The organism is Dactylosporangium maewongense (assembly GCF_039531485.1).
In the GTDB taxonomy this organism is placed as follows: Bacteria; Actinomycetota; Actinomycetes; order Mycobacteriales; family Micromonosporaceae; genus Dactylosporangium; species Dactylosporangium maewongense.
In genome coordinates, this window is the sequence record NZ_BAAAQD010000003.1 from 400,320 (window position 1) to 423,383 (window position 23,064).

21 protein-coding genes and 1 pseudogene are annotated in these 23,064 nt (G+C 72.4%); 7 read left to right on the forward strand and 15 right to left on the reverse strand.

Going from position 1 to position 23,064, the window contains the following annotated elements; all coding sequences use genetic code 11:
- Positions 1 to 37: 37 nt before the first annotated feature.
- Positions 38 to 1,567 carry an IMP dehydrogenase gene (gene guaB / locus ABD332_RS11450; protein ID WP_425552177.1) on the reverse strand — a complete coding sequence of 510 codons (1,530 nt, stop codon included), beginning with the start codon at positions 1,565 to 1,567 and terminating at the stop codon, positions 38 to 40.
- Between the two features lie 146 nt (positions 1,568 to 1,713).
- On the opposite strand from guaB, the gene ABD332_RS11455 reads away from it, so the two are divergent.
- On the forward strand, positions 1,714 to 2,106 hold the full coding sequence (locus tag ABD332_RS11455) for a DUF5319 domain-containing protein (RefSeq protein ID WP_327008183.1): 393 nt from the start codon (positions 1,714 to 1,716) through the stop codon (positions 2,104 to 2,106).
- Positions 2,107 to 2,170: 64 nt separating this feature from the next.
- Here the strand turns inward: ABD332_RS11455 and ABD332_RS11460 are convergent, their stop codons facing one another.
- Positions 2,171 to 2,932, reverse strand: a complete 762-nt coding sequence (locus ABD332_RS11460) for a helix-turn-helix domain-containing protein (RefSeq protein ID WP_344501790.1) — start codon at positions 2,930 to 2,932, stop codon at positions 2,171 to 2,173.
- Positions 2,933 to 3,112: 180 nt separating this feature from the next.
- On the opposite strand from ABD332_RS11460, the pseudogene ABD332_RS11465 reads away from it, so the two are divergent.
- A pseudogene (locus ABD332_RS11465) lies at positions 3,113 to 3,451 on the forward strand (WhiB family transcriptional regulator); the annotation flags it as partial.
- Positions 3,452 to 3,626: 175 nt separating this feature from the next.
- Here the strand turns inward: ABD332_RS11465 and ABD332_RS11470 are convergent.
- From ABD332_RS11470 to groES, 3 genes are all read right to left on the reverse strand, one after another.
- On the reverse strand, positions 3,627 to 5,126 hold the full coding sequence (locus ABD332_RS11470) for a molybdopterin-dependent oxidoreductase (RefSeq protein ID WP_425552179.1): 1,500 nt from the start codon (positions 5,124 to 5,126) through the stop codon (positions 3,627 to 3,629).
- A 105-nt stretch (positions 5,127 to 5,231) separates the two neighbouring features.
- On the reverse strand, positions 5,232 to 6,878 hold the full coding sequence (gene groL / locus ABD332_RS11475; protein ID WP_344501791.1) for a chaperonin GroEL: 1,647 nt from the start codon (positions 6,876 to 6,878) through the stop codon (positions 5,232 to 5,234).
- A 92-nt stretch (positions 6,879 to 6,970) separates the two neighbouring features.
- Positions 6,971 to 7,285 carry a co-chaperone GroES gene (gene groES, locus ABD332_RS11480; RefSeq protein ID WP_203845131.1) on the reverse strand — a complete coding sequence of 105 codons (315 nt, stop codon included), beginning with the start codon at positions 7,283 to 7,285 and terminating at the stop codon, positions 6,971 to 6,973.
- Positions 7,286 to 7,516: 231 nt separating this feature from the next.
- Here groES and ABD332_RS11485 point away from each other — a divergent pair, with 231 nt between their 5' ends.
- Together ABD332_RS11485 and ABD332_RS11490 are read left to right on the forward strand one after the other, a co-directional pair.
- On the forward strand, positions 7,517 to 8,290 hold the full coding sequence (locus ABD332_RS11485; RefSeq protein ID WP_344501792.1) for a hypothetical protein: 774 nt from the start codon (positions 7,517 to 7,519) through the stop codon (positions 8,288 to 8,290).
- A 4-nt stretch (positions 8,291 to 8,294) separates the two neighbouring features.
- On the forward strand, positions 8,295 to 9,443 hold the full coding sequence (locus ABD332_RS11490) for a class I SAM-dependent methyltransferase (protein ID WP_344501793.1): 1,149 nt from the start codon (positions 8,295 to 8,297) through the stop codon (positions 9,441 to 9,443).
- Here ABD332_RS11490 and ABD332_RS11495 read toward each other — a convergent pair.
- Positions 9,437 to 10,183, reverse strand: coding sequence for a hypothetical protein (locus ABD332_RS11495; protein WP_344501794.1), 747 nt, complete (start codon positions 10,181 to 10,183; stop codon positions 9,437 to 9,439). The genes ABD332_RS11490 and ABD332_RS11495 overlap by 7 nt on opposite strands.
- Positions 10,184 to 10,200: 17 nt before the next feature.
- On the opposite strand from ABD332_RS11495, the gene ybaK reads away from it, so the two are divergent.
- Positions 10,201 to 10,680, forward strand: a complete 480-nt coding sequence (ybaK, locus tag ABD332_RS11500) for a Cys-tRNA(Pro) deacylase (RefSeq protein ID WP_344501795.1) — start codon at positions 10,201 to 10,203, stop codon at positions 10,678 to 10,680.
- Positions 10,681 to 10,682: 2 nt separating this feature from the next.
- Positions 10,683 to 11,006 carry a DUF1707 SHOCT-like domain-containing protein gene (locus ABD332_RS11505; RefSeq protein ID WP_344501796.1) on the forward strand — a complete coding sequence of 108 codons (324 nt, stop codon included), beginning with the start codon at positions 10,683 to 10,685 and terminating at the stop codon, positions 11,004 to 11,006.
- A gap of 4 nt (positions 11,007 to 11,010) precedes the next feature.
- Here ABD332_RS11505 and ABD332_RS11510 read toward each other — a convergent pair whose 3' ends face one another.
- The 6 genes from ABD332_RS11510 to tsaB form a co-directional block, all read right to left on the reverse strand.
- Positions 11,011 to 12,756, reverse strand: coding sequence for an ABC transporter ATP-binding protein (locus tag ABD332_RS11510; RefSeq protein WP_344501797.1), 1,746 nt, complete (start codon positions 12,754 to 12,756; stop codon positions 11,011 to 11,013).
- Positions 12,756 to 14,498 carry an ABC transporter transmembrane domain-containing protein gene (locus ABD332_RS11515; RefSeq protein ID WP_344501798.1) on the reverse strand — a complete coding sequence of 581 codons (1,743 nt, stop codon included), beginning with the start codon at positions 14,496 to 14,498 and terminating at the stop codon, positions 12,756 to 12,758. The genes ABD332_RS11510 and ABD332_RS11515 overlap by 1 nt, the downstream gene beginning before the upstream one ends.
- 78 nt (positions 14,499 to 14,576) lie before the next feature.
- Complete coding sequence (locus ABD332_RS11520; protein WP_344501918.1) at positions 14,577 to 14,834, reverse strand: hypothetical protein; 258 nt, start codon at positions 14,832 to 14,834, stop codon at positions 14,577 to 14,579.
- A gap of 1,186 nt (positions 14,835 to 16,020) precedes the next feature.
- Complete coding sequence (tsaD, locus tag ABD332_RS11525) at positions 16,021 to 17,064, reverse strand: tRNA (adenosine(37)-N6)-threonylcarbamoyltransferase complex transferase subunit TsaD (protein ID WP_344501799.1); 1,044 nt, start codon at positions 17,062 to 17,064, stop codon at positions 16,021 to 16,023.
- Positions 17,054 to 17,497, reverse strand: a complete 444-nt coding sequence (rimI, locus tag ABD332_RS11530; RefSeq protein WP_344501800.1) for a ribosomal protein S18-alanine N-acetyltransferase — start codon at positions 17,495 to 17,497, stop codon at positions 17,054 to 17,056. The genes tsaD and rimI overlap by 11 nt, the downstream gene beginning before the upstream one ends.
- Positions 17,494 to 18,156, reverse strand: a complete 663-nt coding sequence (gene tsaB, locus ABD332_RS11535) for a tRNA (adenosine(37)-N6)-threonylcarbamoyltransferase complex dimerization subunit type 1 TsaB (protein WP_344501801.1) — start codon at positions 18,154 to 18,156, stop codon at positions 17,494 to 17,496. Before tsaB ends, rimI begins: the two co-directional genes overlap by 4 nt.
- A 124-nt stretch (positions 18,157 to 18,280) precedes the next feature.
- On the opposite strand from tsaB, the gene ABD332_RS11540 reads away from it, so the two are divergent.
- Positions 18,281 to 20,335: an Hsp70 family protein gene (locus ABD332_RS11540; protein WP_344501802.1), complete on the forward strand. Its 2,055-nt coding sequence runs from the start codon at positions 18,281 to 18,283 to the stop codon at positions 20,333 to 20,335.
- A gap of 14 nt (positions 20,336 to 20,349) precedes the next feature.
- Here the strand turns inward: ABD332_RS11540 and tsaE are convergent, their stop codons facing one another.
- From tsaE to alr, 3 genes are read right to left on the reverse strand one after another with little or no spacing between them, the layout of a single operon-like run.
- Entirely contained in the window at positions 20,350 to 20,844 is a 495-nt protein-coding gene (gene tsaE / locus ABD332_RS11545) for a tRNA (adenosine(37)-N6)-threonylcarbamoyltransferase complex ATPase subunit type 1 TsaE (protein ID WP_344501803.1), read from the reverse strand.
- Complete coding sequence (locus ABD332_RS11550) at positions 20,841 to 21,926, reverse strand: alpha/beta fold hydrolase (RefSeq protein ID WP_344501804.1); 1,086 nt, start codon at positions 21,924 to 21,926, stop codon at positions 20,841 to 20,843. The genes tsaE and ABD332_RS11550 overlap by 4 nt, the downstream gene beginning before the upstream one ends.
- A complete protein-coding gene (gene alr / locus ABD332_RS11555; RefSeq protein ID WP_344501805.1) occupies positions 21,923 to 23,053 on the reverse strand; it encodes an alanine racemase in 1,131 nt (376 codons plus the stop codon). The genes ABD332_RS11550 and alr overlap by 4 nt, the downstream gene beginning before the upstream one ends.
- Between the last annotated feature and the right edge of the window lie 11 nt (positions 23,054 to 23,064).

The following is a 23,064-nucleotide window of genomic DNA, read 5'->3' on the forward strand; positions in this document are numbered from 1 at the left end:
TGCCGCTCCTGCCATTGTTAAGCCCTGCTAGGGGTGTCTACCGCGAGTGGTAGTTGGGTGCCTCGACGGTCATCTGGATGTCGTGCGGGTGGCTCTCCTTGAGCCCGGCCGCGGTGATCCGGATGAGCTGGCCCCGCTCGTGCATGTCGGGGACGGTGGCGGCGCCGACGAAGCCCATGCCGGAGCGCAGCCCGCCGACGAGCTGGTGGGCGACCGCGGCGAGGGGGCCACGGTAGGGCACCTGGCCCTCGATGCCCTCGGGGACGAGCTTGTCGTCGGACAGGACGTCATCCTGGAAGTAGCGGTCCTTGGAGTAGGACCGGGCCTGGCCACGGGACTGCATCGCGCCGAGCGAGCCCATGCCCCGGTAGGACTTGAACTGCTTGCCGTTGATGAAGATCAGGTCGCCGGGGCTCTCCTCGCAGCCGGCGAGGAGGCTGCCGAGCATGACGGTGCTGGCGCCGGCCACGATCGCCTTGGCGATGTCGCCGGAATACTGCATGCCACCATCGCCGATGACCGGCACGCCGAGCGGCGCGCAGGCCCGGGCGGCCTCCATGATCGCGGTGATCTGCGGCACGCCGACGCCCGCGACGACGCGGGTGGTGCAGATGGAGCCGGGGCCGACGCCCACCTTGACCGCGTCGGCGCCCGCCTCGGCGAGGGCCCTCGCGCCGGCATACGTGGCGACGTTGCCGCCGACGACGTCGACGGTGGTCTCCTTCTTCAGCCGGGCGACCATCTCGACGACCTGCCGGTTGTGCCCGTGCGCGGTGTCGACCATGACGATGTCGAGGCCGGCGTCGATGAGGGTGCGGGCCCGCTTGTAGGCGTCTTCGCCGACCCCGACGGCGGCGGCGACGCGGAGCCGGCCGGCGTCGTCCTTCGTGGCGTGCGGGAACTTCTCGCTCTTGGAGAAGTCCTTGACCGTGATCAGGCCGCGGAGCTTGCCGGAGCCGTCGACGATGGGCAGCTTCTCGACCTTGTGCTTGCGCAGCAGCGCGAGCGCCTCGTCCTTGCTGACCCCGACGGGCGCGGTGTAGAGCGGGGTGACGGTCATGATCTCGCGGACGGGCGTGGCCGGGTCGGAGACGAAGCGCATGTCCCGGTTGGTGACGATGCCGACGAGCTGGCCGGCGCCGTCGACGACCGGGACGCCGGAGATCCGGTATCGCCCGCAGAGCTTGTCGACCTCGCCGAGGGTGTCGTCGGGCGAGCAGGTCACCGGGTTGGTGACCATCCCGGCCTCGGACCGCTTCACCAGGTCGACCTGCTGCGCCTGGTCGTCGATCGACAGGTTGCGGTGCAGCGTGCCGATGCCGCCCTGGCGCGCCATGGCGATCGCCATCCTGGCCTCGGTCACCGTGTCCATCGCGCTGGAGACCAGCGGGATGCGCAGGGTGATGTTGCGGGTGACGTGGCTCGACGTGTCGACGGCGCTCGGCACGACGTCTGACTCGCCCGGCAGCAGCAGCACGTCGTCGAAGGTCAGGCCCAAAGGCAGCTCGGAGCTGCTGGAAGGGCGTGACAGCACGTCAGGTCGCGGCGAGAAATCCATGAAGCGCATCCCAGCTCTCGGTCTCCGGCGGGTGCGTCTCATCGTACTTCCGCCCCGACGGCGCACCCCCTCCGCCATGGCCGGACGTGCCCTGGCTTACTACCGCTCCGCACACCGAGCCCCACACACGCCGGTATTAGGGCTACCGTTGAGGCGTGCACGAAGAGCCCATCGACCCGTTCGCCGGTGACCCGGCCGATCCTTCGGCCGAGCTCGACGACAGCGGTGCCGACGACCCGTTGACCGCCGCCGAGCGCCAGGACGTTCTCGAGGACCTTGCCGACCTCGAGATCTACCAGGCGCTGCTCACGGCGATCGGTGTCCGTGGGCTCGTCATCGAGTGTGAGGACTGCCACGAGCCGCATTACTTCGACTGGGACCTGCTGCGGGGAAACCTGAAGCACCTGCTCACGTCGGGCCGGCCGCGGGTGCACGAGCCGGCTTTCGACCCGGACCCGGACCATTACGTCACATGGGAGTACGCGCGGGGTTACGCTGACGGGGTCCACGACGCACTCGCGAGCGCCACGGACGACAACGAAGGCTGAGTCCGCGGGCACCTTCGTTTAGGTTTGCCGCGCGCGGGGTACCGACGCGGCATGGCACGCGACGCTAGCTCACCAACCCGGCACGGAAGGCCGCCGCTACGGCGTGTGCCCGGTCGCGTGCTCCCAGTTTCCGGAACAGCCGGCGAGCGTGCGTCTTGACCGTGTCCTCGGAGACGAAGAGCTCCCGGCCGATCTCGGCGTTGCTCTTGCCGTCCGCCATGCCGCGCAGCACCTGCAGCTCGCGCTCGGTGAGCTCGACGCGCCGCCGCGGCGGTTCGCCGGGCATGTCGCCGCGCTGCTGCGGCACGCCGGCGCCCACGATGCGGGCGTTGGGCACCCCGACCGCCGTCCTCGCCGCACCGGGCAGCCCCCGGCCCGCCGGAAGCATCCCGCCGGGCGTCTGGGCCGGCGTGCCGACCCGCGCGGGCAGGACCGGCTCGCCGTTGCTGCCGCGGCCGACCTGGCTCAGCACCAGCAGCACCGCCTTCGCGAGCGTCGTGACCGGGTCCGCCGTGTCGACCCGGATGACCGCCCTGGCACCGGCCGCGATCGCCGCCGCCGCCGCGCGGGGCTCCTCCGTGCCGAAGAAGACCACCGTCGAGCCCGGCGACACCGCCAGGACGCGGCGGGAGAACTCCGCGCTGTCGGGCCGGGCGAGGGTCGGGTCGGCCAGCACCAGGTCCGCGGGCTGCTCACTCAGACGGGCCAGGGCCTCGACCATCGTGACGGCGGTCCGCACCGCGTGTGCCACTCCGAGCCTGGCCGCGGCCGCGGCGACCGTCTGTGCCGCGACCTGTGTTCGCACACACACCAAAATCGTACGCACCGTCGTGCTCCTCTCTCTCAAAGAGAGAAACACGAAATGGCGAGATCTAGACGTGGTTTCGCCGCGATTGGCCTACGAGAAATTGACCGACGACATCCCGTTACCTGCGGCGGTCTCGCGCGTTGTACAGGGTTTGTGCCACTCGCGAATTCCGGCCCGCAAGCTAGGAAGGAGGGGCGAATGACGAATGTGACTCGACTGCCCGGCCCGATCGCGGACATGTGGGACTGGCAACGTCTCGGCCTGTGTCGCGGGCGGGACAGCGCGCAGTTCTTCCACCCGGACGGCGAGCGTGGCGCGTCGCGCGGCCGGCGTGAGGCGGCGGCGAAGAACGTGTGCCGGGCGTGCCCGGTCCGGGCGCAGTGCGCGGCGCAGGCCCTGGCGACCCGCGAGCCGTACGGCGTGTGGGGCGGCTTCAGCGAGGGCGAGCGCCTGCGGCTGCTGGCCGTCGGCTGGGAGGACTGCGCCGTGCGGGGCCAGGAGAAGGTCGACGTGTCGCGCCTGGAGGCGAAGCTCGGGCTGCGTCCTTCGCCGCCGCCCATCCAGCTGCGCACGATCCGCACCCACCCGGCGCCCAGCGTGCCGTCCCAGCGGCGCCGCGCCGGCACCGACCGCGCCCGCCCCGCCGCCCGGTAACGGCGGGGAGCGAGTCTCCAAGTACGAGCCGCCGGCCGCGCCGGCGGACATGTGCGGGTCAGCGCACCTCGACCTGCACCGAGTGCCATCCGGTGGCGCCGTCGGGGTCCGGCGGCGCCACGGCGTCTGTCTGGGTGTCGCCGCCGTTGTCGGTGGCGCGGACGGTCAGCCGGTGCTTGCCGGGCGTCGCGGTCCACGGCAGCGTCCACTGCCGCCAGGTGTCGATCGACGGCACGGCGGCGAGCTTCGCCTGCTGCCAGGGGCCGTCGTCGACGCGGACCTCGACCTTGGAGATGCCGCGGTGCTGGGCCCAGGCGACCCCGGCGATGACGACCTGGCCGGCCGCGGGCCGGCCGCCGTCGCGGGGTGTGTCGATCCGCGACTGCGTCTTGACCGGCCCTTCCCGGGCCCAGCCGCGATTGATCCAGTACGCGTCGAAGTCGGCGAACGACGTCAGTTCCAGCTCGGCGAGCCATTTCGTGGCCGATACATATCCGTACAGGCCGGGCACCACCATTCGAACGGGAAATCCGTGCTCGATCGGGAGCGGTTCGCCGTTCATCGCGATCGCGAGCATCGCGTCCCGCCCGTCGCGCAGCAGCGCGGTCGGGGTGCCGGCGGTCCATCCGTCGACGGACCTGCTGACCACCTGGTCGGCGCCGGCTTTCGGCCGGACCTCGTCGAGGAGGTCGGCGATCCGCACGCCCTGCCACTTCGCGTTGCCGATCAGGTCGCCACCGACGTCGTTGGAGACGCAGGCGAGCGTCACGTACCGCTCGATCATCGGCCGCTTGAGCAGCTCGTCGAAGGTGAGGGTGAGCGGCTTCTCGACCCGGCCGTGGATGCGCAGCGTCCAGTCCTCCGGCGACACCTGCGGCACGACGAGGGTGGTGTCGATGAGGTAGAAGTCCTTGTTCGGCGTCACGAACGGGGCCAGGTCCGGCAGGTTGGCGTCGGCCTCCGCCGGCAGCGGCGTGGCGGTGTCGGGCACGACCGGGACGCGCACGGCCGCGCGGTCGGCCTCGACGTCGCGGCGGGTCGCCCACCAGCGGGCGGTGAGGCCGGCGACGAACGCGGCGGCGAGCGTGCCACCGGCGGCGCGCAGGAAGAAGCGGCGCTGCTCATACGACTCGATCGGCGGCCGGACCAGCAGCCACCGCAGCACGCCCGCGCCGGCGAGCGCCCCGGCGACGGTCGGCACGAACGCGTACCAGGGCGCGTCGTGGCGGGTCATCGCCGCCAGGACGCCGATCACGGCGAACAGGCCGATCCCGGCATACCCGTACATCATCCGGCGCAGCGACAGGATCCCGACGACCGCCGCGAAGACGGCGAGGATCAGCAGCGTCCCGGCCTGCAGCGCGATCTTGTCGTACGTGTAGAAGACCGCGACCGCGAAGTCCTTCACGGGTGCGGGCACCGCGTCGATCACGACCCCGCCGACGGAAACGAGCGGGGAGGTGGTCGCGCCGGTCAGGATCGAGACGACCTCGGCGACGCCGAGCGCCACCCCTGCGGCGGCCATGCCGGCGAGCGCGCCGTTCCGTTTGCTGAGCACGGCTCCAGTCTGCGCCGCGCACCACCACCCACCAAGGGCGGTAATCGATCCATAAGGAAGAAGGGCCCGGTCACAGGACCGGGCCCTTCTTCCGACGCTCAGAACTCAGAAGCCCGGGCCGTGCGAGTGGCCGTGGCCGTGCCCGTGGCCGTGACCGCCACCGGCGGCGGGCTCGGGGGCGACCGGCTTGTCCACGACCAGGCTCTCGGTCGTGAGCAGCAGGCCGGCGATCGAGGCGGCGTTGGAGACCGCGCTGTGGGTCACCTTCACCGGGTCGACGATGCCGGACTTGACCAGGTCGACGTATTCGCCGGTGGCGGCGTCGAGGCCGTGGCCGAAGTCGAGCGCGGTGACCTTGCCGACGACGACGTAACCGTCGAAGCCCGCGTTCTGCGCGATCCAGCGCAGCGGCTCGACGAGCGCCTTGCGCACGATCGAGACGCCGACCTTCTCCTCGCCGGTCAGGCCGAGGTCGCCGTCGAGGACCGGGAGCACCTGGGCCAGGGCGGCGCCGCCGCCGGGGACGATGCCCTCCTGGACCGCAGCCTTGGTCGCGGAGATCGCGTCCTCGATGCGGTGCTTGCGCTCCTTCATCTCGACCTCGGTGGCGGCGCCGGCCTTGATGACCGCGACCCCACCGGCGAGCTTGGCGACCCGCTCGTTGAGCTTCTCCTTGTCCCAGTCGGAGTCGGAGGCCTCGATCTCCTTGCGGAGCTGCTCGACCCGCGCGGAGACCTCGCTCTGCTCGCCGCCGCCGTCGACGATCGTGGTGAGCTCCTTGCCCACGACGATGCGCCGGGCCCGGCCGAGGACCTCGGTGCCGACCGACTCGAGCTTGTAGCCCAGCTCGGGGGCCACGAGCTCGGCGCCGGTGAGGATCGAGATGTCCTGGAGCATGGCCTTGCGCCGGTCGCCGAAGCCGGGCGCCTTGACCGCGACGACCTTGAAGGTCTTGCGGATGGCGTTGACCACCAGGGTCGACAGGGCCTGGCCCTCGACGTCCTCGGCGATGATCAGCAGAGGCTTGTTGTCCTTGACGATCTGCTCCAGCAGCGGCAGCAGCTCCTCGATCGCGGCGATCTTCTGGGTGGTGACGAGGACGTAGGTGTCCTCGAGCACCGCCTCCTGCGACTCCGCGTCGGTCACGAAGTGCGGGGAGATGTAGCCCTTGTCGAACTGCATGCCCTCGGTGACTTCGAGCTCGGTCGTGAGGGTGGAGCCCTCCTCGACCGTGATGACGCCGTCGCGGCCGACCCGCTCCATCGCCGAGGCGATCAATTCGCCGATGGTGGCGTCCTGCGCGGAGATGGTGGCGACCTGCGCGATCTCGGTGTGGCTGGCGACAGGGGTCGCCTTGTCCTTGAGCGCCTTGACGACGGCGGCCGTCGCCAGGTCGATGCCGCGCTTGATGCCCGCCGGGTTGGTGCCGGCGGTAACGTTGCGCAGACCCTCACGGACCAGCGCCTGGGCCAGCACCGTGGCGGTGGTGGTGCCGTCGCCGGCGACGTCGTTGGTCTTGGTGGCGACCTCTTTGACCAGCTGGGCGCCGAGGTTCTCATAAGGGTTGGTGAGCTCGATCTCTTTCGCGATCGTCACACCGTCGTTGGTGATGGTCGGGGCACCGAACTTCTTGTCCAGGACGACGTTGCGACCGCGCGGGCCGAGCGTGACCTTGACCGTGTCGGCCAGGCGGTTGACGCCGTGCTCCAGCAGGTGCCGCGCATCGTCGGAGAAGCTCAGGATCTTCGCCATGCGTGTGATGTCCCTTCAAAGCGACACCGCCCCGGCCGCAGCGCTCCTGCGCACGGGTCCGGGGCGGTGGCCACTGATCTACTTGGTCTGGGTCACTTCTCGATGACCGCGAGGACGTCACGGGCGGAGAGCACGAGGTACTCCTGGCCGCCCCACTTGACCTCGGTGCCGCCGTACTTCGAGTAGATGACGGTGTCGCCGACCTTGACGTCGATCGGGACCCGGTTGCCCTTGTCGTCGATGCGACCGGGGCCCACAGCCTGGACGGTGCCCTCCTGGGGCTTCTCCTTGGCGGTGTCCGGGATGACGATGCCCGAGGCGGTGGTCGTCTCAGCCTCGTTGGCCTGGACCAGGATGCGGTCCTCGAGCGGCTTGATCGCAACCTTCGTCGCGGTAGTCACGGGCATACCCTCCTGGGGTATCGATTTCTTACGCTATCGAGTGCCCGGTGAAGCCGTCGTCGCGGGTGCCGGCTCCAGCCGGTTGGCTGGCACTCTCATGTCGAGGGTGCTAATCGGAGGTTATGTCGCGGGCTAGCACTCCGTCAAGGAGAGTGCCAAACACGCCACGAAATCACCCGTCGTCGGCTACGCGACGGACAGCGGCCCGACATCACATACCGATCTACGCTCACCTGTATGAAGAGGCTGCTCGGCACGTTGATCGTCGCGACCCTGACCATGGGGTCCCTCGCCGCCTGCGGCAAGAAGGACGGCGGCGACGTTGCCGCGGAGGCCAGCAACGGCCCCTCGAACTCGGCCGAGTTCGGCGAGGGCCCCGGCGGCGCCTCGGCGTCGCCCGGCGGTGGGGGCACCGGCGGGACCGGCGGCACCCAGGATCCGGTCGCGGACAAGAGCGCCGCCGGACCCACCTATCCGGGTGACGCCAAGGGCTACTGCCAGGCCGCCGTGTCCGCCTGGACCAAGAACGACATGAACCGGATCAAGCAGCTCGCGAGCAGCGGCGCCGTGTCCAACTTCCAGTACATCGAGAAGGGTGCCGACCACAACTGGAAGTACGTGAAGAAGGACGGCTCCGAGTGCGTCCTGCGCAACGACCACGGCGACCAGCTCCAGGTCACGATCGACGAGCACAACCTGGGCAAGCCGCAGGCCATCACCGACGTCGTCATCGAGAAGACCGAGTACCCGTCGGACGCGTCCAGCTACGTGCAGAACTTCATCAACGCCTGGTACAACGGCAACACCGCCCGGATGGCCAGCTACTCCAGCCAGTCGATCGCCGGCAGCTACGGCGGCAAGAAGGCGCCGCCGAACTGGACCGAGGGCCAGCCCAAGGAGGACAAGGGCGACTACTGGCTCGTGCACGGTTCGTCGAACGCCGGCGACAGCTATACCTTCAAGGTTCGCAAGAGCCTCGGCAAGGCCGGGGGCATCCTAGGGATTTCATAGACGCATGCTCGAACAGGCGATCCAGGCCGCGGCCGCACTCCCTGACGGCGACCCGCTCGCCGCCGCGTCGGCGCTGCGGGCGGCCGGCTTCCCACCCGACCTCGCCGCCGCCGCGCTCACCCAGGTGGCGCTGCGGCGCAAGGCGGTCACGAAGTTCGGCGCCGACGCGGCGGTGATGCACTTCACCCGCGCCGGCCTCGAGCAGGCGACCAGGGCTCCCGTCGCGGCCCGGCGGGCGGCCCGGCTCGCCGCCGCGGGCGCCACCCGGGTCGCGGACCTCGGCTGCGGCATCGGTGCCGACACGATCGCCTTCGCCCGCGCCGGGCTGCGCGTGCACGCGGTCGACGCCTCGCCGGAGACGGCCTCGACGGCGTCGGCCAACGTCCACGCGTTGGGGTTGGCGGCCGGTGTACTGGTGGAGGCCCGCGACGCGACCGAGGTGCCCCTCGACGAGGTGGACGCCGTGTTCTGCGACCCCGCCAGGCGCACGTCCGGCGGGCGGCGGGTGTTCGACCCCCGCGCCTACTCGCCGCCGTGGGACTTCGTGGTCGGCCTGGCGGCGCGGGTGCCGATGACGGTGCTGAAGCTCGCGCCGGGCATCGACCACGCGCTGCTGCCGCCCGGCGCGGAAGGGGAATGGGTCTCGGTCGACGGTGACGTGGTCGAGGCCGCCGCCTGGTGCGGCCCCCTCGCGGCCGCTCCCCGCCGCGCGACCCTGTTCCAGGGATCACAGGTCTTCTCGCTGACCGGTTCCGGCACGACCGCCGCACCTGTCGGACAGGTCGGAAATTTCGTGTATGACCCTGACGGGGCGGTGGTGCGGTCGCATCTCGTCGCCGAGTTCGCCGCCACGGTCGACGGCACCATCGCCGACCCGACCATCGCCTACGTCTACACCGCCTCTGCCGTGCCGACCCCGTTCGGACGCTGCTACGAGGTGCTCGACCAGCTGCCGGTGGCCCTGAAGCGGCTCCGGGCGGCGCTGCGCGCCCTCGACGTCGGTTCCCTGACGATCCTGAAACGCGGCTCGGCGTTGGACGTGGAGGAGCTGCGCAGGTCGCTGCGCCTGTCCGGCACCCGGCCCGCGGTGATCGCGCTGACCAGGGTCGCCGGCGCCCCCGCCGTCCTCCTGCTGCGGCCCGTCGCTCAGTAGAGCTGCTGCCCCAGGCGGCGCTGGAGGTCGATGAGGACGTCGTCGGCGAGGTCCTCCGGCGGGCGGCGGCCCAGCTGCTCCGTGAGCATCCGCCCCGACTCCCGGCACATGTCCCACGTCACGCGCTCGTGCAGCCACCGCAGCCACTCGACGACGTCGTTGATGAAGAACGCGACGATCTGCTCCGACCCCCGGACCCGCCGCTCCTCCGCCATCACCGTCAGCGCCGCCGCCAGGCGCCGCCGCGGGAAGTCGTGCCCGGCGAGCGCGTCGGCGAACACGTCCGCCCGGTGCCGCGGCGCGGTCGGCGCGACTGTCAGCTTCGGGAACGGCGGATCGCCCGACGTCCACACCTGCGCGCTGCGCGGCACGAACTCCGGCTCCAGCACCACGTCGATCCGCGACGCGTGCCCCGGGTCGTCGACGGCGACGAGCACCCGCGGCTCCACCGAGCTGACCTTCGTCACGAACCGCGACAGCCCCGTCGCCTCCTCCACGCAGAACCGCGCGTCCGGCAGGTCCAGCACCCCGTCGAACACCAGCCGCCCGACCCGCGGCCCCGCCCCCTGCCACAACCTGACCCTGACCAGCCCGACCTGCGGCCTGGCCGCCACCCGCACGTGCCGGTCCGTCGCCGTGATCGGCCCGTCGCCGTCGAACACGGACATGTCCCGGCCGCTGGTGGCGCCCAGGAAGATGTGCCCGAAGCCCAGGTACATCTGGACGGCACCGATCTGCATCTCGCTATTGTGGGCCAGTGGCGAGCAAGGGCACCCCGGCGACCGCACTGTTGGCGCGGCAGAAGATCGTGTTCACTCCACACACGTATGAGGTCGACCCCCGGGCCGCCTCCTACGGCGAGGCCGCCGCGGCCGCCCTCGGCGTCGCGCCCGACCGCCTCTTCAAGACCCTCGTCACCACCGTCGACGGGCAGCTCACGGTCGGTGTCGTGCCCGTCTCCGCGTCCCTGGACCTGAAGGCCCTGGCCGCCGCCGTCGGCGGCAAACGCGCCGCGATGGCCGAGCCCGCCGCCGCCGAACGCGCCACCGGCTACGTGACCGGCGGCATCTCCCCCGTCGGCCAGCGCTCCCGGCTCCCGATCGTCATCGACGCCTCGGTGTCCGGACTGTCCACGATGTACGTCTCGGGCGGCCGGCGCGGCCTGCAGATCGAGCTCGCCCCCGACGACCTCGTCAAGGTCACCGGCGCCGTCCTCGCCCCCATCGCGACCCACTGACCATGCCCCCGCCGGACGAGGCCCGCCCGCACGCACCGGCCATGCGCGCCTCCGACGAGGACCGCCGGCGGGTGATCGACGCGCTCCAGCACCACACCCAGGCCGGCCGCCTCACCCTGGACGAGTTCGCCGACCGCTGCGACACCGTCCTCGCCGCGAAGACCCTCGCCGAGCTGCGCGCCGCCACCCACGACCTGCCGGCGCTCCCACCGGCACCGACGCCGGCGCCCGCGGGCACGTCGAACGACCGGCACGTGCTGTGGGTGTTCGCGATCGCGCTGGTCGCGGCCGTCCTGCTGGGCATCGTCTACGCCGCGTTCCACTGACCCCCTACGCCGTGGGCTGGTGGGTGGTGCCGTGCCAGGACCGCCACAGGGCGGCGTAGGCACCGCCGGCGGCCACCAGGTCGTCGTGGGTGCCGAGCTCGGTGATCCGGCCGTCCTCGACGACGGCGACCCGGTCCGCGTCGTGGGCGGAGAACAGCCGGTGCGCGATGGCGATGACGGTCCGCCCGTGCAGCGCGCCCGCCAGTGAACGCTCCAGGTGGCGGGCGGCACGGGGGTCGATGAGGGACGTCGCCTCGTCCAGGACCAGCGTGTGCGGGTCGGCGAGGACGAGCCGGGCCAGGGCGAGCTGCTGCGCCTGGGCCGGGGACAGCGGCGGCTCGCCGAGGACGGTGTCGAGGCCGGCGGGCAGGGCGTCGACCCAGTCGAGGGCGTCGACGGTGGCGAGCGCGTGCCGGAGGTCCGCGGTCGTCGCGGACGGGCGGGCGAGGACGAGGTTGTCGCGGACGGTCCCGAGGAAGACGTGGTGCTCCTGTGTGACGAGGGCGACATGCCGGCGCAGCGACGACAGCGGCAGGTCCGACAGCGGGACGCCGCCGATGGTGACTGTGCCGCCGCCCGGCGGGTAGATGCCGGCGAGGAGCCGGCCGAGGGTGGACTTGCCGGCGCCGGACGGGCCGACGATCGCGAGCCGTTCCCCGGGCCGGACCTCCAGGTCGATGCCGTGCAGGACGTCACGGCCGTCGACGTACGCGTACCGCACCCCTCGCGCGACGATCCGCTCGTCGGCGGGGACCGCGGCGGCACCGGTGGCGGGGACCGGCACCGACTGGACGCCGACGATCCGGGCGAACGAGGCGAACCCGACCTGCAGGTGGTCGAACCACGACAGGACCCGGTCGAGGGGGTCGATGAGCGCCAGGAAGTACAGGACGGCCGCGGTGACCTGACCGACCGTCGCCCACCCCTCCGCGACGAACCACCCGCCGGCGACGAGCGTGACCGCGCCCGGCAGCGCGTAGCCGAACTCCGTCAGCGGGAACCAGACGGTGCGCAGCTTCAGCGTGTACATGTTCCGGTCGTACAGGCCGCGCAGATGCTCCTGGGTGCGCTCGACCCGGCGCCGCCGCAGCCGCAGGACGTCCACGGTCCGGGCGCCCTCGACGGTCTCGGCGAGCCCGTCGGTCAGCTCGGCGAACGCGGCGCTGGACGCGAGGTATCCGGCCGGCGCCCGCCGGAAGTACCAGCGCGAAGCACCCCACAGGATCGGCACGGCGACGAGGGCCGGCAGCAGCAACAGCGGCGACACGAGCGCGACGGCGCCGATCGTCAGGATGACCTGCAGGATGCCGACGACGACCTCCGGCACGGCGAACCGGACCGTGTCCGAGGTCCCCTCGACGTCACGGGACGCGCGGGTGAGCAGGTCGCCGGTGCCGGCACGCTCCACCGTGGACGGCGGGACGGCGAGGACCCGGTCGACGAACTCCTCCCGCAGCGTCGCGAGGACCTGTTCGCCGAGGCGGGCGGAGGCGAGTCTGGCGTAGCGCACCAGTACCGACACGGCGACGACGAAACCGGTGATGGTGAGCGCGATCCGGTCGACGGTCCAGGTGGTGGTGCCGGCGGAGGTCTTCTCGACCAGGTCGCCCAGCAGGCGCGGGGTGACGAGGCCGGCGACCGCGGCGCTGACGTGCAGGGTGACGACCAGCGCCAGCATCCGCGGGTGCTCGCGGACGAGCCGCCGCAGGTACGCGCGGACCTCGGCGCCGGAGGCGACGGGCAGCAGCATCAGGCGTCCTCCTCCCTGGTGACGGTCGCGCTGTACGCGGGGCAGGTGGCGAGCAGCTCGCGGTGGGTGCCGGTGGCGGCGACCCGGCCGGTGGCGTCGACGAACGCGACCACGTCGGCCCGGTCCAGCAGCAGCGGGCTGGTGGTGCACACGACGGTGGTCCTGCCGGCGCGGGCGGCCGGCAGGCGCCGCGCGATGAGGGCCTCGGTGTGGGTGTCGACGGCGCTGGTGGGTTCGACGAGCACCAGGACCGGCGGGTCGAGGGCGAGCACGCGGGCGAGCCGCAGCCGCTGCTGCTGCCCGCCGGAGAAGTCGCGCCCCCGCTCGGCGATCTCCGTGTCGAGCCCGTCGGGGAGCGCGTCGACGATGTCCTGCGCCGCGGCCGTCTCCAGCGCGCCCAGCACGGCGGTGTCGCTCTGCGCGGTTTGGTGGCTTTTTGTGGTTTGGTTGCTTTTTGTGGTTCGGTTGCTGCCCAGCTCGTCGCGGAGCCGGCCGCGGAAGAGCCGGTCGTCGTTGTCGGCGACGACCACGTGCGACCTGACGTCGTCGATCCGCATGGTCCGCAGCGGCACGCCGAGCAGCCTCGCCTCCGACCCGGGGTCGAGCAGGCCGATCCGGTCGGCGATGGCCGCGGCGTGCTCGGGGCGGGCGGCGGCGATGGCGGTGAGCCGGCCGTGGCCCGCGGTGAAGCCCGACCCGGGGTCTTCGAGGTCGCCGTCGTGCGGCGCCTCCGGACGGGCGGGGTCGTGCAGCTCGGGCTCGACGCGCAGCAGCGACACGACCCGGCCGGCGGCGACGTGCCCGCGGGTCACCTTCTCCGCGACCTCGGTGAGCGTCCGCAGCGGGCTGACGAGGAACGCCGCGTACGCGTAGAACGCGACCAGCTCACCCGGCGTGATCTTGCCCGCGACGGCGAACCTGGCGCCGAGCCACGTGACCAGCGCGACAAACAGCCCCGGCAGCAGGATCTGGGCGCCTTCGAGGAGCGTCTCGACCATCGCGACCCGGATGCCGGCGGCGCGCACCTGCTGCGACTCGGTCCTGTACCGCCCCGACACGACGTCCTCACCGCCGATGCCGCGCAGGATCCGCAGCCCCGACACGATGTCGGCGGCGCGGCCGGTGAGCGCGCCGGCGAGCTCCCGCTGCGCGCGGCGACGCTGGTGCAGCGGCTTGAGCAGCAGCCCCACGACGGCCACGAGCAGCGGCACGCCGATGACGACGACGAGCCCGAGCGGCACCGACACGTCGAGCAGCAGCACGGACACGACGACGATCGCGACGACGGCCCCACCACCGCGGGCGGTGACATCCATCGCGTACCCGACATGATCGAAGTCCGTGGTGCCGATGCTCACGACCTCGCCGGTGGCGACCTTCTTCGGCAGGGTCGCCCCGAGCCGCGTCGCGTGCCGGGCGGTGACCTGCATGGTCCGGAACCCGGCGGACAGGAAGTTCGTGACGGCGAACCGGTGCCGCATGATGCCGCTGACCGCGGTCACCGTCCCGAGCCCGAGCAGCGCCCCACCCGCCGCGCCCAGCGCACCCCGGTCATGGCTGGTCAACGCGTCGACCCCCGCACCGAGCGCCGCCGGCACGAGCGCCTGACTCACCATCCAGACGATCCCGAGCGCGATCCCCGCGATGATCGTCGGCAGCTGGTGCCGCAGCACCCATAGCAGAAACCGCGCGGCGGACCTGCTGTCAGGCTCCCCCGGCTCGTCGATCGGCAACCGTTTCATGGCCCGCCGACGGTAACCCGGAAGACCGGTCGGACGCCTTACATTTTCCGCCCGCCGGACCGCCCCCGCGGCCCGTCCTCAGCGGTCGACCTCGGTGAAGTCCCACGCCTGCGGCCGCCGCGACACGAGATGCGACGGCGGGTCCGCGAACTCCTCAGGCGTGCTCCCCCGCCACTTCGCGATCACCACCAGCCGATGGTCCGTCGACGAGTACACCTCACTGCTGATGTGCAACGGATGCACCTCGACCTTGGGCAGCATCGCCTCACACACCCACGACAGCAGCTCGTCGAACGCCTCCGGGTGCGCCCGGACCTCCCACATGCGCACGATCACGGCGCTGGACTCTACTCCCATGCCACTCCCACCGTCCTTCCCGCTCCTGCCCACCATGCCACCCCACCGACCGCCCCCTGCGAGCCGCCTGCTCTGACTGGCCGGCCGCTGCGGCGGACTGGCTGCTCTGGCTGGTCGGCCCACTTCTGCGGACCGGCTGCTCCAGTGGGTCACGCCTCTTCTGCCAGCCGACCGCCCCGGCTGGCCGGACGATTCCTTCCCACCGGCCGCTCAACTGGTCCATCACTTCTGCCGGCCGACCGCTCCGATTGGTCGGGCTGCTCCTGACCAGCTGACCGCTCTGGCTCGCAGCCGCTCCCAGCGGACGCCGACTCCCACCGGTCCAAACTTCCACCGCCCGGCCACTCCCACCGTCCACGTCGAGCCGCTCCCACCGATCAGCAGCTCCCGCCGATTCGCCACTCCCGCTGGCCGGCCAACCCCGCTGTTCAAGCTGCTCCCACCGGTCAACGACTCCCACCGATCGGCGACGCAGGCGGCTTCCACCGATCGGTCAGCTCACCGCTCTGCCACTCCCGCTGTCCAAGTCGAGTCGCTCCCACCGGTCGGCCCACCCCCGCCGGTCCGCCACTACCGCTGTTCAACCTGCACCCCGGCGGCCGGCAACTCCCGCCAGTCCAGCACTACCGCTGTTCGAGCTGCACCCGCCGGTCGGCCACTCCTGCTGTTCGTGCTCCTCCCGCCGAACGGCCGCCCCCATCGAACAGCCACTCCACCAAACGGCTCCTCCCACCGAACAGCCGCTCCCGGCGAACGGTGGATTCCGCTGTGCAGGTCGAACGGCCGCTCCCGCCAAACGGGCTCCCCGCCGAACAGCCACTCCCGTCGAACAACTCCTCCCGCCAGACGGCCACTCGCCAGACGGCCACTCTCGCCAGACGGCCACTCCCGTCGAACGGTGAATTCCGGCGGGCGGTCGCTTCCGCTGTGCAGGTCGGACGGCCGCTCCCGCCAAACGGCTCCCCCGCCGGACGGCCGCCCCGTCGAACGGTGAATTCCGGCGGGCGGTGGATTCCGCCGTGCAGGTCGAACGGCCGCTCCCGCCGAACGACTCCGCCCGCCGAACAGCCGCTCCCGCCAACGGCCGCTCCAACGCAAACGGCTCCGGCCGGCGGGCGGCCGTGCTCGCTGGGCGGTGGATTCCGCTGTGCAGCGGGGCGGGTGGTCAGGCGGTGACGAGGGTGATCGGCATCGCGGAGTCGGTGGGCAGGGCGAGCCGGCCCGGGGTGGTGCCGGCGGCGACGAGGTGAGAGCCGAGGGCGGCGACCATGGCGCCGTTGTCGGTGCAGAGGTTGGGGCGCGGGACGCGCAGCGTGATGCCGTGCTTGTCGCAGCGCTCCTGGGCGAGGGCGCGGATGCGGGAGTTGGCGGCGACGCCGCCGCCGATGACGAGGGTCCGCACGCCGCCGGCGAGGCAGGCGTCGACGGCCTTGGCGGTGAGCACGTCGCAGACCGCCTCCTGGAAGCTGGCGGCGACGTCGTTGACGGGGACCGGCTCGCCGGTGCGCTGCCGGGCCTCGACCCAGCGCGCGACCGCGGTCTTCAGGCCCGAGAACGAGAAGTCGAACCGGTGCTCGACCAGGTCCCGGGCGGCGGTCAGCCCGCGCGGGAACGGAATGACGATCTGCCCCTCGCGGGCGGCTCGGTCGATCGGCGGGCCACCCGGGAACGGCAGCCCGAGCAGCCGCGCGACCTTGTCGAACGCCTCCCCCGCGGCGTCGTCGATGGTGGCGCCGAGCGGCTCGACCCGGCCGGCGAGGTCGTCGACCCGCAGCAGCGACGAGTGGCCGCCGGAGACGAGGAGCGCGATCGCCGGCTCGGGCAGCGGGCCGTGCTCGAGGGTGTCGACGGCGACGTGCGCGGCGAGGTGGTTGACGCCATAGATCGGTTTGCCGGCGGCGAGCGCATACGCCTTGGCCGCGGCGACACCGACGAGCAGCGCACCGGCGAGCCCGGGCCCAGCGGTGACGGCGATCGCGTCGACGTCGCCGAGCGTGATCCCCGCGGTGTCGAGGGCGCGCTGGACGGTCGGGACCATCGCCTCGAAGTGCGCGCGGCTGGCGACCTCGGGGACGACCCCGCCGAACCGCGCGTGCTCCTCCACGCTGGACGCGACCTCGTCGGCGAGCAGCGTGTGCCCGCGGACGATGCCGACGCCCGTCTCGTCGCAGGACGTCTCGATGCCGAGGACGAGGGGCTCAGTCTTCACGTCTCATCACCAACGCATCCGTGTTGCTCGGCTGGTAGTAGCCCTTGCGGACGCCGACACCTTCGAACCCGTAGCCGGCATACAGCTTCTGCGCGGGCAGGTTGTCGACGGCGACCTCGAGCAGCACCTGCTGGATGCCGTGCCGGGCCGCCTCGTCGAGCAGCGCCTCGAGCAGCCGCCGACCGATGCCCTGCCGCTGCGCGTCCTTGCGGACCCCGACATTCTGGATCCACGCCTCGTCGGGCGGGGCGAGGGCCAGCCCGGCATAGCCGACGACCCGCTCACCGTCGAGGGCCACGAGATAGTGGTGACCGTTGGCCAGCTCATTCCAGAACATGCCCGCGGACCAACGCTCCTCGCCGAACAGCTCGTCCTCGATCGGCAGCAGCGACTCGATGTGAAACCAGCGGAGCTCGGCCAGCTGGACGCTCACCGCAGCGCCGGCTTCCGCTCGCCGGGCGCGACGGCGTCGGGCCTGCGCAGGTAGAGCGGGACGAGCGCCTCGCTGGGCGCCTTGGACAGGACCCGGTCGGCGGCCAGCTCGGCGAGCGCCCGCGCGGACGGATACAGCAGCGGCAGCACCGGCAGGCCGAGCACATCGGCATACTTCCCGGCCCCGTCACCCGCCGCCGCGTCGACGACAAGGCCTCCACCGGCGGCCACCGCGGCGGGCTTGTCGACGGCCGGGCCGGTGACGCGGGTGCCGTCGTGATAGACGGCCCAATAGATCTCCTTGCGGCGGGCGTCGGTGGCGACGAGGACGCGGCCGGGGAGGGGGTGGCCGATGCCGTCGAGGGAGCAGACGCCATAGACCGGGACGTCGAGGGCGTGGGCGAGGGCGGCGGCGGTGACCATGCCGGCGCGCAGGCCGGTGAACGGGCCGGGGCCGGTGCCGGCGACGACCGCGGCCAGGTCGCCGGGCGCCACCTGACCTTCGGCGAGGACCGCATGGATCTGCGGGGCGAGCAGCTCGCCGTGAGCCTTGCCGTCGACGGTGACGCGCTCGGCGACGACGGTGACCGCGAGCTCGTCGACGCGGACGAGCGCGGCCGTCACCGCGGGCGTCGAGGAGTCCACCACCATCACCAGCACGCCGCCAACTCTACCGACCGGGTCCGACACTTCCCGCGGTCGTCGTCCGCGTCAGTTAACAGGCCTGCAACGAGCCAGGCCTAGCATCGGCCGACATCGACCCGCGCGCGGCAGGGAGAGCGGTATGACTGAGCCGGTCCTGGTCGTGGACCTGGGGTCCTGGGCACTGTCCGCCGCCGTCGTCACGCGGGACCAGTTGCATCTCGTGCGGGATCCGGCGACCGGCGCCGCCCGCTGGCCCGGCGGGGCGAGCCTCGACCCGGCGAGCAAGCGGCTGGTCGCCGGGGAGCAGCTCAGGAACCAGCACCCCCGGCACTACGTCGACGGGGTGCGGCGGGCCGTCGACGCGAACGCCCCGATCTGGCTCGGCGACCAGCTGGTCAACGGCGCCGAGCTGGTCGCGGCGGCGCTCGACGCGGTCGTCCAGGAGGCGCGGCGGCAGCACGGCGACGTCAGGCGGCTCGCGGTGACGGTGCCGGCGGCGTATCGGACGCACGACCCGCGCAGGGAGATGCTGGTGACGGCCGCGGCGGTCGCCGGGTTCCCGGACGTGGAGCTGGTGCACGACCCGTCGGCGGCGGTCGCCGACCCGTTGGCGCAGCTGGACCTGCCCGACGGCGCGTATGTGCTGGTCTGCGACCTCGGGGCAACCTGGAGCGCCACGCTGACGCAGGTGCAGCGCGGGATGGCGGTGCCGTTGAGCCAGGAGAGCTCCGGCAGCGGGCGCGACCTCGACGTGGTGCTCGCCGCGGACCTGCGCGCCACCCTGGCGGAGTGGGTGGAGCCTGCGTTCGCGGCCGGCGGCGACACCAGCGTGCGGGCCAACTTCCACGCCCTCGACATCGTGCGCAGGCTCAAGCATCGGTTGAGCGAGGCGCCGGAGGCGACGGACCAGGTCGAGCCGGGAGCTCCGCCGTACACCATCCGCCGGAACCTCCTGGAGCAGCTGACCGAGCCGGCGAACCGGTGGCTGATCGCCAGCTGCCGGGCGGTGGTCGCGCGCGCCGGGATCGTGCCGGCGGAGCTGGCGGCCGTGGTGCTCGACGGCGGCTGCTCGCACCTGCCGGGGGTGGCGCAGGCGCTGCACGCGGGGCTCGGCCGTCCGGTGACGCGGCCGCCGGAGCCGGAGCTGGCGGTGCTGCGCGGCGCGGCCCGGCTGGCCGGCGACAGGGGGACGCGGACGCTGCCGGCGGACCCCGCGCCGTGGCGGGTCGAGCCGCTCGCGTGGACGGTCCCCGGCGGGCGGGGGCGGCTGGTGCGCTGGCTGGCGAAGGAGGGCGAGCCGTATCCGGCGGGCGCGCCACTCGCGCAGGTCCGCACCGCCGACGACCGGGTCTTCGACCTCACCGCTGGACGCACCGGCGGGGTGCTGCTGGAGCACCGCGTGCCGGTCGGCGGCATGGTGGTGTCGGGCGCGGCCGCGGCGCACGTGCGGATCGTGCCGACCGCCGAACGGTTCCAGCTCGCGAAGCGGCACCACCTGCGGGTCGCGGGCGACTGGCTGCTGATGCCGGACCGCCGGATGCTGGTCGAGTGGTCGCGGACCGGCGAGTACGTGAAGGTCCGCGCGGTCGACAGCGGTGCGCTGGTCACGGAGCTGCGCCCCGGTCGCGGCGCGGGCCGCCCGCAGCACGGGCAGGTGGCGCTCGGCCCCAACCAGCAGCTGTCGCTGGTCACCTGGGACGCCGACGGGCACTTCGCCGTGTGGGACGTCCTGTCGGGGCGCATGACCAGCAGCTTCTCCGACGGGCACCGGCCCGACGCGGTCCTCGTCAACGAGGGCGAGTGGCGGCTCGTCGCGTCCGGTGAGGGTGCGGCGAGCGTCGGCCGGTACCGGCGGGACGTGGCCACCGTGTGGGACCTGGCGACCGGGGCTCGGCTCGACCGGATCGTCGGGGAGGACCTGATGCGGCGGTTCGCCGGCTACACGGGCACGAGCCGCGCGGACGCGTTCGCGACCGAGATGGCGAGCCCCGACGGGCGGCTGCGGGCCGCGGTGCTCGACGGCTCGGTGTGCGTGCGGGACGTCGAGACGGAGGCGGAGGTGTTCCGCGCGGACCTGTCGCCGGCGCGGCAGGTCCGGACCGCGTTCTGCCACCAGGGGCGGCACCTGCTGGCCCGCCGGACCGACGACGAAGGCACATCGATCGACGTCTGGGAAGTCCTGCAGCCCGCCTAGGCTTCAGCGCTGCTTCATGGCGTTTTCTTCGCCGGTACGAGATGTGCCACCCGGGCGGGCCAGCCGGCGCCGTGCGGGACGACGGTGACGGTGCGCGTGTCGTCGTCGTGGCGGGTCAGGCGCAGCTCGAGGTGGTCGTCGGCGAGGTGCTCGACGAACCCCTCGCCCCATTCGACGAGCGTCACCGAGTCCTCGACGGTGGCGTCGAGGTCGAGGGCGTCGAGCTCCCCGATGGGGTCCTTGACGTCGCCGAGGCGGTACGCGTCGACGTGCACCATCGCGGGGCGCCCGGCGACGACGGGACGGTGCACGCGGGCGATCACGAACGTCGGCGACGTCACCGCGCCCTGCACGTCCAGCCCTTTGCCGATCCCCTGCGCGAGCGCCGTCTTGCCGGCGCCGAGCGGTCCGGTGAGCAGCACGATGTCCCCGGCGTGGAGGACCGTGGCGAGCTTCCGCCCGAACTCGTGCGTGTCGGCGGCTGTCGGCAGCTGTACCGCTTGCGTCACCGGTCCTGGACCCTTTTCAGGAACGTCTCGATGGCGTCGTTGACCTCTTCGGCGTGCTCGAGCATCACGACGTGCCCGCCGTCGGCGACGACGACCAGCTCCGCCTCCGGCAGCACCGCGGCGATCTCCCGGGTGTGGGTGAGCGGGGTGAGCACGTCCCGGTCCCCGCAGACGAGCAGCACCGGCACCTTGCGCAGCGGCCCGAGGACCAGCAGCCGGGCGTGGGTGTAGAGGGTCCGCAGGTACCGCGCGATCACGTCCGTCGACGTGGTGGTGTTCATCTTCTCGACGTACGAGACGAGGGCGGGGCTCGGGCGGGCGGTGCCGAAGCCGTACCGGCGGGTCAGCAGCCACGCGAGGTCGGTGGACGCCCGCCGGGCGCGGTCGACGACACCGGAGCTGATCGGTCCGGCGATGCCGACGACCGGCAGCAGCGGCCGCTTGAACTTCGCGACCACCTCCGGCAGGCCGAACGTGACCTGGTCCAGCTTGCCGGCGGACGTGGAGATCAGCACGACGGCGTCGACCCGCGACTCGAACAGCTCCGGGACCTGCTCGGCCAGCGCCATGATGGTCATGCCGCCCATGGAGTGGCCGATCAGGACGACCCGGCCGGTCGGGGCGGCCGCCTGCAGGACCGCGCGGAGCCCCGCGCCGAGGGCGTCGAGGGAGTACTCGCCCTTGCGGAGCTTCCCGGAGCGGCCGTGGCCCGGCTGGTCGTAGAAGATCATGCGGTGCTTGCCCTCCAGCGCCCTGCGCTGGAAGTGGAACGTGCCCATGTCGAGGCAGAACCCGTGCACGAACACCAGCGTGGGCGCGTCGTCCGGCCCGTCCTCCGGCCCGTCCACGATCTCGACGTGCAGCTCGATGCCGTCGTCGGTGGTGACGGTCAGCTCCTCGTCGGAGTCCCAGACGCCGAACTCCTCGTCGGCGTAGACGTCGTCGGCGCTCTTGGACCGGTGCACGAGGTACCGCTCGGTCGCGACCCCGGCGGCGACACCAGCGGCGGCCACACCGAGGATCGCGCCGATGATCCCGACCTTCCGGCGCCGGCTGCTCTTCTCGACCTCGCTACCCGTCATGCGCTCTCTCCCAGGTACACCCGCGGCGTTCTGTTGCTGCCCATCCGCGTGACGATCTCGTAGTTGATCGTGTCGGCGGCCACGGCCCAGTCGTCGGCGGTCGGCTCCCCGCGCGTGCCGGCGCCGAAGAGCACGGCCTCGTCGCCCGCGCGGACGTCGTCGTCGCCGCAGTCCACGACGATCTGGTCCATGCACACCCGTCCGACGACCCGGCGCACCTTCCCGCCGATGTGGACGAGCCCGCGGCTGCTCGCCGAGCGTGGCACCCCGTCGGCGTACCCGACCGGCACCAGCGCCAGGTTGGTGTCCTTGAGAATCTTGTACGTGTGGCCGTACGACACGCCTTCGCCGGCTTGGACGGCCTTCACCAGCGCCACGCGCGCATGGACACTCATCGCGGGCCGCAGGTCAGGCGCGCCACCCGGAATCGGCGAGAGCCCATACGTGGACAAACCCACTCGGACCAGCTCAAAGTGGCTCTCGGGCAGCGTGAGCGCCGCCGCGGAGTTCGCGAAGTGCCGCAGCGGCGGCTCGACCCCCAGCCCGGCCGCCACGTCGAGCGCCTCGTCGAACGCCAGCTGCTGCCGCAGAATCGACGGGTGCCCCGGCTCGTCCGCGCACGCGAAGTGACTCCAGATCGCCGCGATCTCCACGTCCCCGTCGGCCTGCGCCTTCGCCGCCGCCGTGACCAACGCCGGCCAGTCCCCGCGCCCCGCCCCGTTCCGCGACAACCCCGTGTCGATCTTCAGATGCACCGCCGCGGCCCGCCGCACCTTCCGCGCCGCGTCCACGATCTCGTCCAGCGCGTCGATCGACGACGCCGACAGGTCCACGTCCGCCGCGACCGCCTCGCCCAGCGGCCGCCCGGGACTGTGCAACCACGAAAGGATCTTCACCCCGCCGCCGGCGCCGTGCTCACGCAGCGCCAGCGCCTCGTCGAGCGTGGCGGTGCCGAGCCAGGTCGCCCCGCCCCGCACAGCGGCCTCCGCGACGCGCAGCATGCCGTGCCCATACGCATCGGCCTTCACGACGCTCATCAGGGCCGTCCCAGGCCGCAGCATCCCCTTGAGGGTCGCCACGTTGTGCCGGATCGCGTCGAGGTCGATCCGGACCTGAGCCTGCCACATGCGCCTAAGCC

Coding starts and splice junctions, on each gene's coding strand:
- guaB (WP_425552177.1), bottom strand. CDS start 1,567: ATGCGCTTCATGGATTTCTCGCCGCGACCTGACGTGCTGTCACGCCCT.
- groL (WP_344501791.1), bottom strand. CDS start 6,878: ATGGCGAAGATCCTGAGCTTCTCCGACGATGCGCGGCACCTGCTGGAG.
- groES (WP_203845131.1), bottom strand. CDS start 7,285: ATGCCCGTGACTACCGCGACGAAGGTTGCGATCAAGCCGCTCGAGGAC.
- ABD332_RS11485 (WP_344501792.1), top strand. CDS start 7,517: ATGAAGAGGCTGCTCGGCACGTTGATCGTCGCGACCCTGACCATGGGG.
- ABD332_RS11490 (WP_344501793.1), top strand. CDS start 8,295: ATGCTCGAACAGGCGATCCAGGCCGCGGCCGCACTCCCTGACGGCGAC.
- ABD332_RS11495 (WP_344501794.1), bottom strand. CDS start 10,183: ATGCAGATCGGTGCCGTCCAGATGTACCTGGGCTTCGGGCACATCTTC.
- ABD332_RS11505 (WP_344501796.1), top strand. CDS start 10,683: ATGCCCCCGCCGGACGAGGCCCGCCCGCACGCACCGGCCATGCGCGCC.
- ABD332_RS11510 (WP_344501797.1), bottom strand. CDS start 12,756: ATGCTGCTGCCCGTCGCCTCCGGCGCCGAGGTCCGCGCGTACCTGCGG.
- ABD332_RS11515 (WP_344501798.1), bottom strand. CDS start 14,498: ATGAAACGGTTGCCGATCGACGAGCCGGGGGAGCCTGACAGCAGGTCC.
- ABD332_RS11540 (WP_344501802.1), top strand. CDS start 18,281: ATGACTGAGCCGGTCCTGGTCGTGGACCTGGGGTCCTGGGCACTGTCC.
- ABD332_RS11550 (WP_344501804.1), bottom strand. CDS start 21,926: ATGACGGGTAGCGAGGTCGAGAAGAGCAGCCGGCGCCGGAAGGTCGGG.
- alr (WP_344501805.1), bottom strand. CDS start 23,053: ATGTGGCAGGCTCAGGTCCGGATCGACCTCGACGCGATCCGGCACAAC.